The sequence below is a fragment of the Demequina sp. TMPB413 genome (assembly GCF_020447105.2).
Taxonomy (GTDB): Bacteria; Actinomycetota; Actinomycetes; order Actinomycetales; family Demequinaceae; genus Demequina.
The window spans coordinates 2,220,034-2,234,254 of the sequence record NZ_CP096184.1 but is presented as its reverse complement, the minus strand read 5'-3'; the positions used below and the strand labels follow the sequence as shown (position 1 = coordinate 2,234,254).

Annotated in this window: 17 protein-coding genes; 11 read left to right on the top strand and 6 right to left on the bottom strand. The window is 65.6% G+C overall.

What is annotated here, in order from left to right; genetic code table 11:
- Positions 1-612, top strand: coding sequence for a hypothetical protein (locus LGT36_RS10675; protein ID WP_226096386.1), 612 nt, complete (start codon positions 1-3; stop codon positions 610-612).
- Positions 613-629: 17 nt separating this feature from the next.
- Positions 630-1,133 (top strand): hypothetical protein, encoded by a 504-nt coding sequence (locus LGT36_RS10670; protein WP_226096385.1) that lies wholly within the window; start codon positions 630-632, stop codon positions 1,131-1,133.
- Positions 1,134-1,144: 11 nt separating this feature from the next.
- Here LGT36_RS10670 and LGT36_RS10665 read toward each other — a convergent pair whose 3' ends face one another.
- The gene (locus tag LGT36_RS10665) at positions 1,145-1,291 is read right to left on the bottom strand and encodes a hypothetical protein (protein ID WP_226096384.1); all 147 of its coding nucleotides are present in this window, start codon (positions 1,289-1,291) and stop codon (positions 1,145-1,147) included.
- Positions 1,292-1,309: 18 nt separating this feature from the next.
- Between LGT36_RS10665 and LGT36_RS10660 the strand changes: the two genes are divergently transcribed.
- The 9 genes from LGT36_RS10660 (at position 1,310) to LGT36_RS10620 (ending at position 9,849) form a co-directional block, all read left to right on the top strand.
- Positions 1,310-3,925 (top strand): hypothetical protein, encoded by a 2,616-nt coding sequence (locus LGT36_RS10660; protein WP_226096383.1) that lies wholly within the window; start codon positions 1,310-1,312, stop codon positions 3,923-3,925.
- Positions 3,922-4,713, top strand: a complete 792-nt coding sequence (locus tag LGT36_RS10655) for a hypothetical protein (protein WP_226096382.1) — start codon at positions 3,922-3,924, stop codon at positions 4,711-4,713. The genes LGT36_RS10660 and LGT36_RS10655 overlap by 4 nt, the downstream gene beginning before the upstream one ends.
- Complete coding sequence (locus LGT36_RS10650) at positions 4,713-5,846, top strand: hypothetical protein (protein WP_226096381.1); 1,134 nt, start codon at positions 4,713-4,715, stop codon at positions 5,844-5,846. Before LGT36_RS10655 ends, LGT36_RS10650 begins: the two co-directional genes overlap by 1 nt.
- Positions 5,843-6,688 carry a hypothetical protein gene (locus LGT36_RS10645; RefSeq protein WP_226096380.1) on the top strand — a complete coding sequence of 282 codons (846 nt, stop codon included), beginning with the start codon at positions 5,843-5,845 and terminating at the stop codon, positions 6,686-6,688. The genes LGT36_RS10650 and LGT36_RS10645 overlap by 4 nt, the downstream gene beginning before the upstream one ends.
- Before the next feature lie 9 nt (positions 6,689-6,697).
- A complete protein-coding gene (locus LGT36_RS10640; protein WP_226264549.1) occupies positions 6,698-7,513 on the top strand; it encodes a hypothetical protein in 816 nt (271 codons plus the stop codon).
- A 203-nt stretch (positions 7,514-7,716) separates the two neighbouring features.
- On the top strand, positions 7,717-8,586 hold the full coding sequence (locus LGT36_RS10635) for a D-alanyl-D-alanine carboxypeptidase family protein (RefSeq protein WP_226094765.1): 870 nt from the start codon (positions 7,717-7,719) through the stop codon (positions 8,584-8,586).
- 3 nt (positions 8,587-8,589) lie between these two features.
- Positions 8,590-8,916: a DUF2746 domain-containing protein gene (locus tag LGT36_RS10630; protein ID WP_226094766.1), complete on the top strand. Its 327-nt coding sequence runs from the start codon at positions 8,590-8,592 to the stop codon at positions 8,914-8,916.
- Between the two features lie 54 nt (positions 8,917-8,970).
- Positions 8,971-9,432 (top strand): holin, encoded by a 462-nt coding sequence (locus LGT36_RS10625; protein ID WP_226094767.1) that lies wholly within the window; start codon positions 8,971-8,973, stop codon positions 9,430-9,432.
- 141 nt (positions 9,433-9,573) lie between these two features.
- A complete protein-coding gene (locus LGT36_RS10620; protein WP_226094768.1) occupies positions 9,574-9,849 on the top strand; it encodes a hypothetical protein in 276 nt (91 codons plus the stop codon).
- Between the two features lie 16 nt (positions 9,850-9,865).
- On the opposite strand, the gene LGT36_RS14155 is transcribed toward LGT36_RS10620, so the two are convergent.
- The 5 genes from LGT36_RS14155 to LGT36_RS10595 all read right to left on the bottom strand — a co-directional run bounded on the left by LGT36_RS14155 (position 9,866) and on the right by LGT36_RS10595 (position 14,190).
- Positions 9,866-10,711: a tyrosine-type recombinase/integrase gene (locus LGT36_RS14155; protein ID WP_226264550.1), complete on the bottom strand. Its 846-nt coding sequence runs from the start codon at positions 10,709-10,711 to the stop codon at positions 9,866-9,868.
- Between the two features lie 112 nt (positions 10,712-10,823).
- Positions 10,824-11,093, bottom strand: a complete 270-nt coding sequence (locus LGT36_RS10610) for a hypothetical protein (protein ID WP_226094486.1) — start codon at positions 11,091-11,093, stop codon at positions 10,824-10,826.
- Positions 11,094-11,312: 219 nt separating this feature from the next.
- The gene (locus LGT36_RS10605; protein WP_226094742.1) at positions 11,313-12,344 is read right to left on the bottom strand and encodes a hypothetical protein; all 1,032 of its coding nucleotides are present in this window, start codon (positions 12,342-12,344) and stop codon (positions 11,313-11,315) included.
- Complete coding sequence (locus tag LGT36_RS10600; protein WP_226094744.1) at positions 12,341-13,549, bottom strand: sensor histidine kinase; 1,209 nt, start codon at positions 13,547-13,549, stop codon at positions 12,341-12,343. The genes LGT36_RS10605 and LGT36_RS10600 overlap by 4 nt, the downstream gene beginning before the upstream one ends.
- Positions 13,546-14,190 (bottom strand): response regulator transcription factor, encoded by a 645-nt coding sequence (locus LGT36_RS10595; protein ID WP_226094745.1) that lies wholly within the window; start codon positions 14,188-14,190, stop codon positions 13,546-13,548. Before LGT36_RS10595 ends, LGT36_RS10600 begins: the two co-directional genes overlap by 4 nt.
- Positions 14,191-14,221: the final 31 nt, after the last annotated feature.

The window sequence follows — 14,221 nt, the reverse complement described above, 5'->3', positions numbered from 1 at the left end:
ATGGCCACGTCGGATGCGTCGCTGTATGACGTCAAGACGAACCTGCGGGCCGTCGTCGATGACCTGAAGGCGATCAGTCCGAAGCTGGCGCGGGACATGCGCCGGTCGCTGCGTGAGACCGGTGAGTCGATCATCGAGGAGCAGCAGTCGATCTTGGCGAGTGTGCCCGTGGGTGCGACTGTCTCTCGCACCCGCTACACGATGGCTCAACCGAGTCGCCGTGGAGGGTATCGCAGGGGCCCGCGTGCCCGTCAACTGGCTGGCGCTCGCATCATTGGCTTGGATGCGCAGGCGTCGGCTCGTGGCTACCACACGGGCCTGCGTGACCAGGTCGCATCGAACCTCACCACACAAGTGCGGACACCGCGCACCGGCAGGGGCGCCGCGGTGCGGGTGGCGTCGGCAAAGCCGTTCTGGGGCAACAAGGCTCTGAACGCGAAAACGTGGGAACACCCCGTATTCGCACCCCGGGGCACACGTCCCTACGCAAAGCAGGCCGGTAACCAGTACTTCCAACGTGGTGTTGCTGGCGGCATTGTCGAGGCCCGCGAGGCCCTGATTGCCGTAGTCGATGAAGCCGCGAAGTTGATCAAGTCTCATCCCGTCGAATAGAAGCTGGAGGCGCTCCCATGCGCTACAAGATCACCCCGTCCGACGAGACCCTGCCGTGGGCGGGCGCGGAGTTGCCGATTGTTCGTCCACTCGACATGCAGATGAGCGACCTGGCCGAAGCGCTTGGCGCCTTGGGGTGGCGCCTGACGGATCTCGAAGCCCTGACCTACCGATCCAGGCTCGCTCACCTCGAGCAGCATGCGGCCCGTACAGGTCAGGAGTATTCGGGTCCGCCCTCGGAGATCACCGGCAACGACGAGATCATTCTGAGTCAACTGATCGGGTTCGCCACGCTTCGCACAGGCGGCTTCCCTGTCAGTTGGCGCCAGGTGTGCTCGATGCGCCTGTCGGACTTCACACCGATGCCGGATGACCCTGAAGACGAAGCGATGCTCGACACCTCCGATGGTGCGATGGCCGAGGAGTCGGAGAACGCGGACCCTCAGTCTCCGTCGAAGGGTTCCGCTCCGGCCTCCGACGGCGCCACGGAGCCGACACCGGAGACCACTGGCCCGCAGTAGCCCAGGAGGCGTCAGTCCGAGTATCCGTTCATCTCCGCCTGCCGGTGTTCGCCCGCATTTACCACCTGTCGCCCAGCGACGTCGGTGCGCTCACGCTCGAGCAGTTCCTGCTGTTCTGCGAAGACCTCGAAGCATTGCCCCCCAAGTAGCCAACTCACGCCGACAGGAGGTGCACTGTGGCGACCCGTCCCTCGAACATCACGTTCGACATTCTGGCCAAGGACAACGCGTCCAAGGTCTTCGACAAGATGTCGGACAAGCTGAACGCTCAAGAGCGTGCGCTCAACGGTTTGCGGGTTGCCGGCACGGCACAGTTCGTCGCGCTCGCGGCTGGCGCGGGTTACTTCTCGGTGAAGTCGATTGGTGCAGCGCGTGATCTGACGGAGACCGTCAACATGACGACGGTCCTGTTTGGTGACCAGGCCGACGCGATGTTGGAGTGGGGCGACACGGCCTACAAGACCGTGGGTATGTCGAAGCAGGCGGCGCTCGAGGCGTCCGCTGGGTTTGGTGACATGTTCACGCAGCTCGGCTTTGCCTCGGATCAGGCTGCCGACATGTCGCAGACCACGGTGCAGCTCGCGGCCGACCTGGGCTCGTTCCGGGATCTCCCAACCGCTGACGTGATCGACCGCATCTCGGGTGCGATGCGTGGCGAGTACGACTCGCTGCAGAAGCTGATCCCGAACATCTCGACGGCACGGGTGCAGCAGGAGGCTCTGGCCGCGACGGGCAAGAAGGTCGCCTCGGAGTTGACGGAGCAGGACAAGGTCACGGCGACGCTGGCGATCATTCAGAATGACGCCGCCGCCGCCTCGGGCGACTTCGCCCGCACGTCGGATGAACTCGCAGGCATGCAGAAGAAGTTGGCTGGGGTCACGGAGGACCTCTCCGCACGGTTTGGTACGCAACTGCTGCCGGCCGTGACCGAGGTCGCGACTGCGGGTCTGGAAGCGCTCGAGTGGATGGGTGAGCACGAGACCGAAACCAAGGTGCTCGCCGTCACCGTCGGCACGTTGTCCACGGCGATCGCGGTCGCCGCCAACTGGCAGAAGATTCACACCACGGCGACGACGCTCTCGGCGGGCGCTCAATGGCTTTGGAACGGGGCCACGACGGCCGGCAACATCCTCTTGGGCAGAGCACTTCCGCTGAAGGCGGCCGACGCGACAGCCACGGTCACGTCGACCGCGGCGATCGGATCGCTCACCGCCGCCACTGCGGCAAACACCGCGGTAACCAAGGCGTCGACAGCTGCAACCAAGACCCACGCCGCCGCACTGGGCACTCTCGTCAGAGGTGGGGTGATTGTGGGTGGTGTGGTCGCGGGTTTCGAAGCCGTGTCGACTGCGCTCGAGTCGATCACCGTCGAGACGGCAAACTTGACCGACACGTCTGCGGCGCTCTACGAGGTCGCGGAAGGCGGAGATGAGGCTAGCACCAGCCTCAAGAAGATCACTGACTACAACGGCTGGGACAAGTTCGTCTCTGGCGGCGAAGACATCAACTCCGTGGCTGACGCCTTCGCTCGGGTAGAGGAGTCGACCAAGGGCTTGCCAAAGGCGCAGGTTGCGCTCGCAGACTTCCTACATGTCACCGGCGCGATGCGAGGAGACCTGGTCCAAGCACGCGAGACGGTGAGCTCGCTTGACGAAGCGCTTGCGGCGATGGTGCAAGACGGATCGTCTGACAAGGCTGCCGACGCGATCGCAAACCTTGGGATTTCTGCGGACGACGTGCGTGACCATCTGCCGGGGTACCAGAAGGCTCTTGCAGACAGTGAGGCTCAAGCCGTACTCCTGACGGACGCGACCGAGGAGCAGGCTGAGGCGACGGACGACGCCGCTGACGCTGTCATGTCGTTGGTGGAGGCGCTCGAGGAGCAGATCGATAAGCAGCGTGAGGCTGCGGGTCTGGTGCTGGATGAGTCCGCTGCGGTGCGGGAGTTCTATGACGCCTACTCGGCGGCGACGGCGGGTATCGAGGAGAACGGTCGGACGCTCGACGTTCACACGGAGAAGGGTCGGGAGAATCAGGCGGCGTTGGACGAGATCGCTTCGTCGACGTGGGACTGGATCGATGCTGGTGTGAAGGCTGGCGAGTCGCAGTTCGTGCTGACGGACCGGATGACTCAGGGCCGGCAGGCGTTCATTGACACGGCGACGCAGATGGGTGCGACCCGTGCTGAGGCGGAGGCGTATGCGGACGAGTTGGGGTTGATCCCCACGGCGATCGTGACGGACATCTCGCTCAGTGGCGCGTCGGATGCGTACCGGTACATCACGAACATTCAGGCTGCGTTGCGCTCGATCACGGGTGACCACAGGATCCGCGTCGCAACGGGTCAGGGTGGCTCGGGTGGGCTCACGTTCGCTGGTGGTGGCCCGGTCAGTGGTCCGGGCACGTGGACGTCGGACTCGATTCCGGCGTGGTTGTCGGATGACGAGTATGTCCACACTGCCCAGGCGCACCACTTCTGGGGCACCGATGCGATGGACGCCATCAACCGGCGTGACGTGAGCGGTGTGCTGTCTGCGTTGATCGGTGCCGGCTATGCCGGTGGTGGGTCTGCGTCGGGGACTGGTTTGCCGGCGTCGGCGATGCTGCGCCCCTACACGGGTCTGTCGGCGTCACGGACGTCAGCGAACCCCGCGTCGGGCGGCAGTGCGGTCTTCAACTTGTACGACGTCGACGGCACGCTCTTGGGTTCGATGCGGGGCGCGGCCGACGATTCGGCCAGGTTCACACAGCAAGCACGGTCAGCAGCGATGAGGGGCGGGACTCGGCGATGAGTGTCACGGTTTCGGCTTCGGAGCTCACGGGTGGCTCGCCCCCTTTCGCGCAGGTCGTCGTCTCGGGTATGGCGGACGGCGACGTGTACACCGTGGTGGGTGCGGCGGGCGACCACGAGTGGCCTGTGCAGGGCGGTCAGGGCACGTCAGACGGCACGCAATTGGTGTTGGTGGACTCCAGGGTCCCGTGGGGCGGTTCGGTCGTCTACAAGGTCACTATCGGTTTGGACGTGTACGAGGCGGCGCCGTTCTCGATCGAGTACTCGGGTGCGGTGTGTGTGTTCCAGTCTTTGTCGGGCGACAAGATCGTGCCTGTCGATGTGGCGACGTTCACGGATCCGAAGTCGTTTCGGACGCGGCGTGCGTTCTTCCAGGTGACGGGCCGTCGTGGCGTGGTGGTGAGGCATGACGTCACCTCGTTGCCCGAGAAGCCGCTTGTCGTGGAGACCGACACTGCGGCCGGCACGAGCGCGCTCGAGTCCCTCTTGTCGTCGGGTGCACCGATCGTGCGCCGGCAGCAGATCGGGCTTCGGGATCTCGCCCCGGTCGAGGTGATCTCGGTCGGTGACTTCGACCACGAGCTCGTGGGCGCTGTCGGTGATCTGCGCGTGTGGTCGCTGCCGCATCAAGTCATCGATGAGCCGGAGCCTGGCACGGTGCTGTTCATCTTCGAGTGGGACGACTTCGACACGGTGTATGCGGCCGCGACGTGGGCGGACTTCGACACGGAGTGGGCTCCGTTCGATTGGGATCGATTCGACCGTGAGGACTGGGGGGCGAGGCTCTGATGCTTGACGGTGCACCCTCTGAGGTTCTTGCCGGGTCGTGTGGTTACACGTCCCGCATCGCGTCGTGGCGTGGCGGCCAGTTGTTGGCGGCGTCTGTGCCGCTCATCGGCGGTCGTCCCGTGTGGCGTGCTGACGACGCTGTACCGGACCAGTTGCGCTTCACGGTCGCCCGCATCGTTGACGGCTTCGACTGGCTGCCCGGGGAGGGCGACGTCACTCACCCCCTGGCGCCACTCGGCCAGGAGTTGGACGTCACGGTCATCGTCACGTCGGACACCACGGGTATCGCCTATGAGACTCGGCGTGGGCGCTTCCAGATCCAGGAGACGACGGAGGACTCACCTGGTGTGCTGTCAGTCGTCGCGGCGGGGGAGTTCCAGGTCATTGCCGACGACCGCCTGCCGGCGCCTCTCGCACCACGTGAGGACGGCACTCTGTTCTCGGAGTTCCGGCGTCTGGTCCCGGCCGGCCTCCCCGTGTCGATCGACGTCGCGCTCGCGGACAGGGCGTGCCCTCAGTCGTTGCAGTGGTCGGAGGATCGTCTCGACGCGCTGTACACGATCGCGGACGCGATCCCTGCGGTGTTGCGTCCAGGGCCTTCGGGTCAGGTGGTGTTGGCTCCTCCCGTCGACGACGACGCCGAACCGGTGTTGACGCTGTCGGAGGGTGAGCGCCGGCCGGGGAACGACTACCCGGTGATCGTGGGCAAGGCCCGTCGGCGGACCCGCGATGGTGTCTTCAATGTCGTGGTTGCTCGAGGTGCGGTGACGGATGACCCGTCGTCCCCTCCGGTGTGGGCTCAGGCGAGCCAGACGACGGGCCCGTTTGCTGCGGTCTCGGATGGCTTCAGAGTGAAGCGCAAGTTCTTCGCTTCGCCGCTTCTGACCACGGAGGCCCAGTGCCTCGCCGCGGCGAAAACGATGCTGGCGTCGGCGTTGCGGCCGGCGAAGGTGATCCCGATCGAGCTGCCGCCGGATCCGCGCATCGAACTGGGCGACGTGCTACGTGTGCGCGCCGACGAGGCTGCAGACGGGTCGTGGGGTGTGGACGTCGTCGGCGTCGTCGTCGGCCTGGACTTGCCCCTCACCGTCGGTGACGGTGCGATGCGACTCGATGTGGCGGTGATCTCGTGAGCGACCAAACATTGCGCCTGTCGGCGTTGGACGTGACACGTGAGGTGGACCTGATGCCGCGCGGCATCCAGCCCGCATCGGACGCCACTCAGTTGAAGCCCGGGATCCTGCTCGCGGTGGACACCGATACCAACCGGGTGCAGGTCTCCGTAGACGGCTCGTCGGGAGTGTGGATCCCCTACCTTGCCGGCTCCTACACCGTGGGCGACATCGTGTGGGTGTTCCGGGAGAACCTGCCGGGCACCTCCGGCATGATCTGCCTAGGTCGTGTGGGTGGCACGTCGGAGGTCGGTGCGCCCGAGGTACCCGACGCCCCGCCGACCACTGAGGCGGCCGTAGCGACGATCCTGCCGACGTGGACGGGCACGTGGCGCGTCTCACGTTCCGCCTACGACCAGTGGAACGCCTCGCGGGCAGAGTACGGCGGCCGCGCAACGCTCTACCAGGGTGACGCGTTCGGCTCCGGCCAGCTCTACGGCCTCGCCCTATATGGCAACCAGATCAAGGACCTGGGCGCCGTCTCGATCGAGTCGATCGCGCTCACGTTGCGTGACGCCAGCCTGTCGCTTGGCTCACGTCCCGCCATGGTGGTGCGCGCGGCAACGAACACCAACGCTTCCGCAGCGCCGGCAGCAACCGGCGCCACGATGAACCCCGCCGCGCTCGCCAAGGGCGCGGTCACCACGCTCGCGCTCGATGGCTCGCTCCTCGAGTCGTTCCGCACAGGCGCCCTGCAGGCGCTCGCGACGGTGGGTGTGGGCTCGTCGGCCTACAACGCGGTGCGCGGCACGTCCGACGCCGACGGCATGGCTCTCACCGTCAACTACACCCGACCCGTCTAGGAGATCTCCATGGGAATCGACCTCGCTGGCCACAATGTGCCGGCCTCCACCGACGCTCCGGCGCGGTCGGCGTTTGACAAGTTGTCGCTGACCATCCGTGACCCACTCCCTGTCGCTGACGCGGCGGCACGCACGACGCTCTTGGCATCGCTGGCGGCCGCGTCGACGCCCGTGGTGCCGTCGACGTCGTCGCCGATCTTCTTCTACCAGGAGGACCTGCCTGCAGCGCATCGGGTGATCTGGACGGTTGACGGTGACAACTTCATCTCGACGTCTGGTCACTACGTCTGGGCGGACGACGCGGAGCGGGGCGCTGCGACGGGCATGGTGGCGGGTGACCTGGGTTTCCAGGTCGACACGAAGATCACGTGGCGGCACAACGGGACGGCGTGGAAGGGGTGGGAGTCGGACTGGATCGCCTACACAGCGACGCTGACCGGATTCGCTGTGGGCACGGGCGGGTCAGCGCTCGCTGAGACCAAGTACCGTTTCGAACAGGGGCGGGTCCGCGTTGACTTCAAGTTCATCTTTGGCACGACGGGCGCTACCTTCCCGACGACACCTAAGTTCACGTATCCCGCGGTGACCCCGGTCACGCCATTTGCCTTCTCGTTCTTCGAGGGCCACGTGACCTATGCGACCAACGCCGGTGCGACCGCCCCAGGGTGGATTGTGGCCGACAACACGTCGACCACCACGGTTCGCCTTGGACGCGACACGGGGTCTGGAGGCTCAACAGCGTTGGACTACCCGACGCCGACGTCGCCCATCACGTTCGCTGCCGGCTCCACAATGCAGGGCTCGTTCATCTACACGCCGGTGTAGGGGTTGCCCACGATGTGCGGTGCCGCAAGCAACAGCGCCACCCGGCCGGCGCGGATGACCTGGCCTCCGCGACATCGTCAGCACCAGCTCAACCGCACATTCACCGCACACGTGCCCTCAAGCACTGGGCCGACGGTCGTTCGCCGTGCTTGCGTCCGCTAGACGCCTCGGCATCAACACAAAGAGATCGACAGGGAGACGTCATGATCTTGACCACACTCGGCGGCACAACGTTCGCCCTTGATGCCCCGGCTGCCGCGGCCTTAGAACGCGCGTTCGATGACGGGTGTCCCAGAACCCACATCACCGAAACGCACCGGCCCTACGTCGAGCAGGTCCGCATCTTCCTTGAGCGGTACACCGTCCAGTGGTTCGGCAATGGCCCTTATGGCGACGTGCGGTGGTGGAAGGGCAAGCGGTACGTCCGTACATCGAACCGGGGGATGGCTGCAATCCCCGGCACGTCCATTCACGGCAATGGTCGCGCGATCGACTGCAACGACCCGATGCGTTCCTGGCTTGCCGCGCACCCCGAGTACGGGTGGCGCCAGACCATCAGCTCCGAGGACTGGCACTTCGAGTTCGACGCCCGTCAGTACCGACCCAAGGGCGTCCTTGGTGCGCTCAACCCCACCGGCCAGGAGGTCAAAGTGAAGCACTATCACACGCAAGACGCGACAGCACGCAACACCGGCCGGATGGTCGAACCGGGCGAGACGTTCCACCTCAACACGGCATCAGGGTTGGGAACCGACAAAGCCTCGAACATCGTCGGTGGCATCGGCCCCTACGTCATCACGCTGCACATCTACGCGGAAGGCGAGCCCGGCGACGTGCTCGAGGTGGTCCTTCTCTGGGACGACACCACTACGTCCGGCCCGCACTCAAACCACTACGTCGAGCGCATGGACTTCGACCGTGACGGCCGTATCAACCGTTCCGTGACCTTCCAACATGGCGTCGCACGTGGGGATGCCGTCTACGCCCGCCTCACCGCGGCCCCGGGCAACACAGCACCAGGAGTCAAGGTGACGGTGTTCGACTCGGACGCCTACCTCTTCGTTGCTGCCTAAGCCATGGACTGGACGGAGATCGCCACGGCCGTCATCGCTGGCCTGGCGCTGGTGGCCGCGGCCCGCACCTCTAGGGGCTCGAAGGTGACATCGAGGCAAGTCACGGAGATCCACGAAGAGGTGAAGAACACTCACGAGACCAACGCTCGTGACGACATCGACAAGGCGATGGCCGAGGCCAGTGCAGCCAGGCGGTCAGCGGATGCCGCGCGCGTCGCGGCCAAGGCGGCGCACAAGGAGTCGCGTGAGGTACATGCCCGGCTCGACACGATCTCGGGCGACATCGGCGACATCAAGAAGCGCCTGGGCAACCACATCGACGGACGCTGACCAGGCGTCGGCGTCCCCCTTAGAGTGCACGACCCCTCAACGGAAGGAATCACCATGCTCCCCCCCACGCGAATGCAGAGCATTCGGTCTGCCCTGGCCATGTGGCTGGGCCGGTTGGCCACCAGGGCTTTCTGGTCTGATGCGCTCGAGCGCGCGGGCTCTCAGGCTGCTGAGAAGCTCATCGCTGTGTCGTTCTTCACGGTCGGGGCGTCGCTGACCGAGTTGAACTGGTTGTACATCGTCGGTGTCGCTCTCGGTTCGGGTGGCTTGTCGATCGTGATGTCGATCGTCTCGGTGCCCGACCCTGACACGGGGCGCCCGATGTGGGTTGCTGTCACGTGGCGTGTGGTCCGCACGTTCGGTAACTCGCTGGTGACGATGCTCGCCGCGGTGGAGGTCCTCAACGTCTTCGAGGCCGACTGGCTCACGATCCTGTCGGTGTGTGCGACGACCACCCTGCTGGCTCTGTTGAAGAACGCCGCTACACGGCCACGGGAGGCCCTGCCGGCACCCTGATTGCATGCGGCCGCACTGACGGTCGCACATGACACGAATGCCCCCTCACGCACCGGTTCGCCGGGCAGCGTGAGGGGGCGTTTTGTCGCGCCCGCGCACATGACTCGTGACGACGTCGTCCGGCGCCGCTAGGGTGAAAGCATGGTCAACATCACGAAGGCGGGCGCGATCGCGCTCGCGGTCCTGGCGCTCGCGGCATGCGGAGAGAGCAAAGGCGTTCCGTGGGACAACTACGACGCGTCCGTCAAGGAGCGCATCGACTCGTTTGAGGCCTCGGCTGACTGTGACGGGCTTCAGGCCGAGTTCGACACGGCCGACGCGAACAACGCGCAGCAGCGCGAGCGTACCGGCACGGGCAACGCCGAGCTGATGGAGTACCTCGACGACATCATGCGAGACGTGGGTTGCTACTCCTAGTCCGGGGCATTGCGCCCTAGCCTGCGTACCGGTCGCGTAGCGCGGTGATCGCCGCTCGAGGGGCGTCGTCAGCGGGCTTGGTGTACCGCTGGGTGGTGGCCACCGACGAGTGGCCGAGCAGGTACTGAATCGTGCGGAGATCCACGCCGAGACGCAGGAGCTCCGTACCGAACGCGTGCCGCAAGGTGTGGGCAGTCCACGGGTTGGGCAGCGCTCGCGTCAGCAGTTTGCCGACCCAGCGTGGGCTGAGGTGGCCGTGGTCGGATCCAGGGAAACACCACCCACCGCCGGCGAGACACGCTTTGCGGATCGCCAGCGCCAGGGACGGGTTGAGCGGAACGTCGCGGTCCTTCGCTCCCTTACCGTGCACGGTGAGCGTCCACCCCCCGGCGTCGTGCACCAAGTCACGAGCGTGAACGAGCGCCATCTCAGTGCGCCGCATGCCTGCCTCGAAGCCGAGACGCAGCAGCAGCGCCAGTTGCTCATCGGCGCCATACAGCGCGGCCGCGTAGACGTCGTGGGGAATCGGCCGCGGGTTGGCGATCGCGGCACGCACGTGCGCCAGGGCGTAGGCGGGGGAGTCGACCAGGTAACCGCGCTCGCGTCCGAAGTCATAGACCTGGGCGAAGGAGATGTGGCGTGAACGCCGGGTCTCTCGTGCCCATGCCTGGCGCCCTGCCCAGTCGACGAGCTGATCGCGTGTGACGGCCCACGGATCCTCGACGCCGATGTGGCGGGCGAGCGTGGTGACGTGCTCGACGCGCGCTCGGATGGATGTCTCCCTCAGTCCGCGCGTGCGGAGCCACGGCACCCATGCCTCGAGCGCCCCCCGCCACGCGGGCGACAGTGCCCCGGTGTGCATGTCCAGAACGTACATCCGGACGCCGTTGGCGAGTGTGCGACGCGCTGCCCTACCTGGGGACATGACGCTCCCGGCCGGGCCTGTGGACGACGGGAGAACTACTTCCACTTGATCATGCCGACACCGCGGCGATCGCCATCTCGCGAAGTTCGAGGTCGCGCATCCTCCGAGCGGACCGGACGGTACGCACCATGAAAAGGCACGCATCGACGCTCAGTTCGGACCACAAGTCGTCGGACGGGCTGTCGCCAAGAGCCCGGTCGATCCAGCGTCCCTCGTGCCATGCCGCACGGCGCTCTAGGTGCGCTCGGGACGCGCTGGTCACTTCCGCCAGCAGATCGAGGGCTATGAACCGAACATACTTCTCGTCGACGTCGCTCATGCGCTCTCTGCCTCCGGTAGTGACAGGCTCGCGGCCCGGCTTCTGATGGGGATCACGTCGGCGTCGGGCCGTTCTGGGGCCTCTTCGACGACGTCTGCGGGAGCGCCGTCGGCTACCAACCAGAAGGTTGGGGGTTCGAATCCCTCCGGGCGCGCGAGTGACCCTTAGCCCTTGCGCCTGCACTTTCGTAGCAGCCGCAAGGGCTTTGTCGTGTGGTCACTACCGAATGCTCACTGGCTGACCGGTCGCATCCAGTTCGACCCTGCCTCGCTCGCCGGAGGTGACGATGGAAACGGCGATGGGGCGCCCCTGGGGTGCGAGCCTCACGGTGACGGATCCCGATTCCGCGGCGTCGAGCTCGTCGATGACGGCGGCACTCATTCGCACCATGGCTTCGCCTGAATCGAGCCCCTGGCCGCGGTCGTCGAGCAGCGTCACCTCAACACCCCTCTCGCGCGCCCTCGTTGCCGCTGTCGCGATCTTTGGGGTCATGAGGGACCTGCCCCTCACTCCGTCCCGCAGCAGCGCTTCTGAGGTGGCATAGCGAAGGCGCTCCACCTCTGTCTGAGGGGGACCGTGGTCGACGATGCGCTCGAGCAAGGGCACTGCGGAGGCCCTCAACTCCCGCACGCGTCGTTGGCGGATCTGAGCCGACGTGGCGCCTTCAGCGGCCTCGACGGCCGACGCTACCGAGTGCTCGCCAAACTCGTTGATGCGGCGTGCGGTGCGCCGCAGGTTCACCTCGAAGAGTGTCGCGACGAACAGAATCGCGGCATGCGTGTCAAGCAGAAGCACGCCTTCGACGACCCCCCTGTCCACGGAGGTGCTCCATGCGAGAGTCCCTGCCGCCATCAGGACGTAGCCGATCCACGCCGCGCCCGGACGTCTTCTCATGGCCAGGAAGAAGAGCATCCAGGTGTTTGACCCCAAGTGCCAGCTGGCCCTGCCAGGCGGACCGGCGTCGGGAAGTTGAAAGGCAACCAGGACGGTGCTGATCGCGACAGCGGCCACCACCACGATGGTGAGGAGCATTGGAAACGGATCGGGACGCTCAAGAACCAGTAACACTGCAGCCGCGTTGACCAGCACCATGGCGAGGATGACCGGCGCGGGATTTTGCACTTCGTCGATCGTTGCGAAGGTGTAGAGGATGTTCGAGAACATGAACAGGCCCATCACCACGCGGGCGGCGTCAGAAGACAGTCGGAGGAGCTGCGAGGAGTCAACTGGCTCAAAGCGAGGTGCGGTCACGAGGGCCTCACCCACGTGAGCGTGACGGTTGTCCCCTCGCCAAGCCGGCTCGCGACGTCTCCGCTACCGCCCTCCACCATCGACATGCGTTCGATGATGCTCAAACTAATCCCGAGTCGCCGTGATTGCACCGCACGGGTGTTGAAGCCCTTGCCCTCATCCTCCATTGTCACCACCAGACCGCGATCGTCGGCGGCGATGGTGACGCGACGAGGCACGTCGCCACCTTCGAGTCCAGCGTGCCTGACCGAGTTCCTGAGCGCTTCTGCCAGGGCATCACTCAATGCCGTCACGACGTCGGCTGGCACTTCGATGTCGCCTGCCTCCTGATGGACAACCTGGGTGAGGGGGGCGACGCGTTCCACCACCTCCAGTAGCGCTTGCGCCGTCTCCTTGTTGGAGTAGACCCTGGCCGAGGCGTCGCGCGTCTCCAGAGAGGTAATCGAGGCGATGGCGACTCGCGCTTGGTCGCGCAGCGAGTCAGGGGGATTCTCGCGAGAGGCAGTGAGCAGCACAGACATGATGTCGTCGTGAACCATCGCGTTGATGCGCGTCTCTTCCCGCTCCCGAGTGCGCCCAGCGGCTGTCCTCGCCGCTTGGGCCCGTGCGAGTTCCGACGCATGATCAAGCCTGTCAGCAGCGCCAACGACGCCGAGGGTGGCGGCCATCAGAATGATGATGAACACGAGGGACCCGGCTCCGTCGAGGAAGGCGGCCTTCGTGGCGTCTTCTCTCACGGCGTTTTGCACGACGCCAATGATCACTCCGTGGCCGAGTCCGTACACCCAGATCGATCTGCGCTGCCAGGCCGTCGCGGCGATCATGCCGTGGAGTGCGTGAATGCCTTGATACCAAGGAGTCGCGTTGTCCATCAAGGTGGGCGTCGACAGCCCGAACGGAAACACCATCATGGAGACGAGGAACAGCAGGGCCGTGGTGCCAGCGAAGCGGCGCACCGCGCGGCGCGACATCACCCACGTGAGGATGCCGAGCGTGGCAGGCATGACGATCGCAATGGCGATGAGCCCCCAGCCGTACCAGGGCGCGAGTTGTGGCGTCTGACCGGAGATCCCGCCCGAGCCTGCGTAAAGCACGCCTCCGTAGATCAACGCGGCAAATCCGACGGACGAGTACAGGAGGCGCTCGAGCCTGGCCCTAGCGGTATCTTCGCTGACGCGGTCGACGTGCGTCAGCGGAGCACTCATGTGTCGTGACCGTCCAGGATGCCGTCTTCAAGAGCGCGCTTGTAAAGATCGATCCTGGAATGGGCTGGTCGACCCGCCTCGGCATACTTGCGACGGATCCTGCTCACGTAGTCGGCGACGGTCTCGCGCGACAGGCCGGTTGTCTGCGCGACGGCAACCGCCGTCTCTCCCGAGGCGTAGAGGCTCAGAACCTCTTGCTCACGGGCGGAGAGCTTGGCGTCCCTCAGGACTTCGTCAGCGTCGATCGCCGCTGCCCAGTCGGTACCGAACACCTCGCGACCGTCGGCTGCGGTCCTGATGGCGTCGAGCAATACCGCTGGGGACACTGACTTGCGAATCAGCCCGAGTGCGCCGGAGCGGGCCGCTGACTGGATGAGCCTGCGATCCTCTGCACCCGTGTAGATGAGCACGTGTGAACCCCTGGCGTGGATGGCGTCGACATTCTCTTCTGGCTTTGATCCGTCGCTCAGCCGCAAGTCGAGCACCACCAGGTCGAGGTCGGTGCCAAAGTTGTCCAACTCCGCGACCGATTCGACCATGCCCACCAGCTCGAGGTCGTCGGCATCGGCAATGAGGTCGCGAAAGCCGATCGCGATGAGGGCGTGGTCTTCTACCAAGGCGATCGTGCGGCGCGTGGACATTTCTCTCCCTTGGAGCGTGTCGTTTTTGTCA

What these genes read in the sequence shown, in the direction of transcription:
- LGT36_RS10675 (WP_226096386.1), top strand. Translation starts at nt 1, where the DNA reads ATGGCCACGTCGGATGCGTCGCTGTATGACGTCAAGACGAACCTGCGG.
- LGT36_RS10670 (WP_226096385.1), top strand. Translation starts at nt 630, where the DNA reads ATGCGCTACAAGATCACCCCGTCCGACGAGACCCTGCCGTGGGCGGGC.
- LGT36_RS10655 (WP_226096382.1), top strand. Translation starts at nt 3,922, where the DNA reads ATGAGTGTCACGGTTTCGGCTTCGGAGCTCACGGGTGGCTCGCCCCCT.
- LGT36_RS10650 (WP_226096381.1), top strand. Translation starts at nt 4,713, where the DNA reads ATGCTTGACGGTGCACCCTCTGAGGTTCTTGCCGGGTCGTGTGGTTAC.
- LGT36_RS10640 (WP_226264549.1), top strand. Translation starts at nt 6,698, where the DNA reads ATGGGAATCGACCTCGCTGGCCACAATGTGCCGGCCTCCACCGACGCT.
- LGT36_RS10635 (WP_226094765.1), top strand. Translation starts at nt 7,717, where the DNA reads ATGATCTTGACCACACTCGGCGGCACAACGTTCGCCCTTGATGCCCCG.
- LGT36_RS10630 (WP_226094766.1), top strand. Translation starts at nt 8,590, where the DNA reads ATGGACTGGACGGAGATCGCCACGGCCGTCATCGCTGGCCTGGCGCTG.
- LGT36_RS10625 (WP_226094767.1), top strand. Translation starts at nt 8,971, where the DNA reads ATGCTCCCCCCCACGCGAATGCAGAGCATTCGGTCTGCCCTGGCCATG.
- LGT36_RS10620 (WP_226094768.1), top strand. Translation starts at nt 9,574, where the DNA reads ATGGTCAACATCACGAAGGCGGGCGCGATCGCGCTCGCGGTCCTGGCG.
- LGT36_RS14155 (WP_226264550.1), bottom strand. Translation starts at nt 10,711, where the DNA reads ATGCACACCGGGGCACTGTCGCCCGCGTGGCGGGGGGCGCTCGAGGCA.
- LGT36_RS10610 (WP_226094486.1), bottom strand. Translation starts at nt 11,093, where the DNA reads ATGAGCGACGTCGACGAGAAGTATGTTCGGTTCATAGCCCTCGATCTG.
- LGT36_RS10600 (WP_226094744.1), bottom strand. Translation starts at nt 13,549, where the DNA reads ATGAGTGCTCCGCTGACGCACGTCGACCGCGTCAGCGAAGATACCGCT.
- LGT36_RS10595 (WP_226094745.1), bottom strand. Translation starts at nt 14,190, where the DNA reads ATGTCCACGCGCCGCACGATCGCCTTGGTAGAAGACCACGCCCTCATC.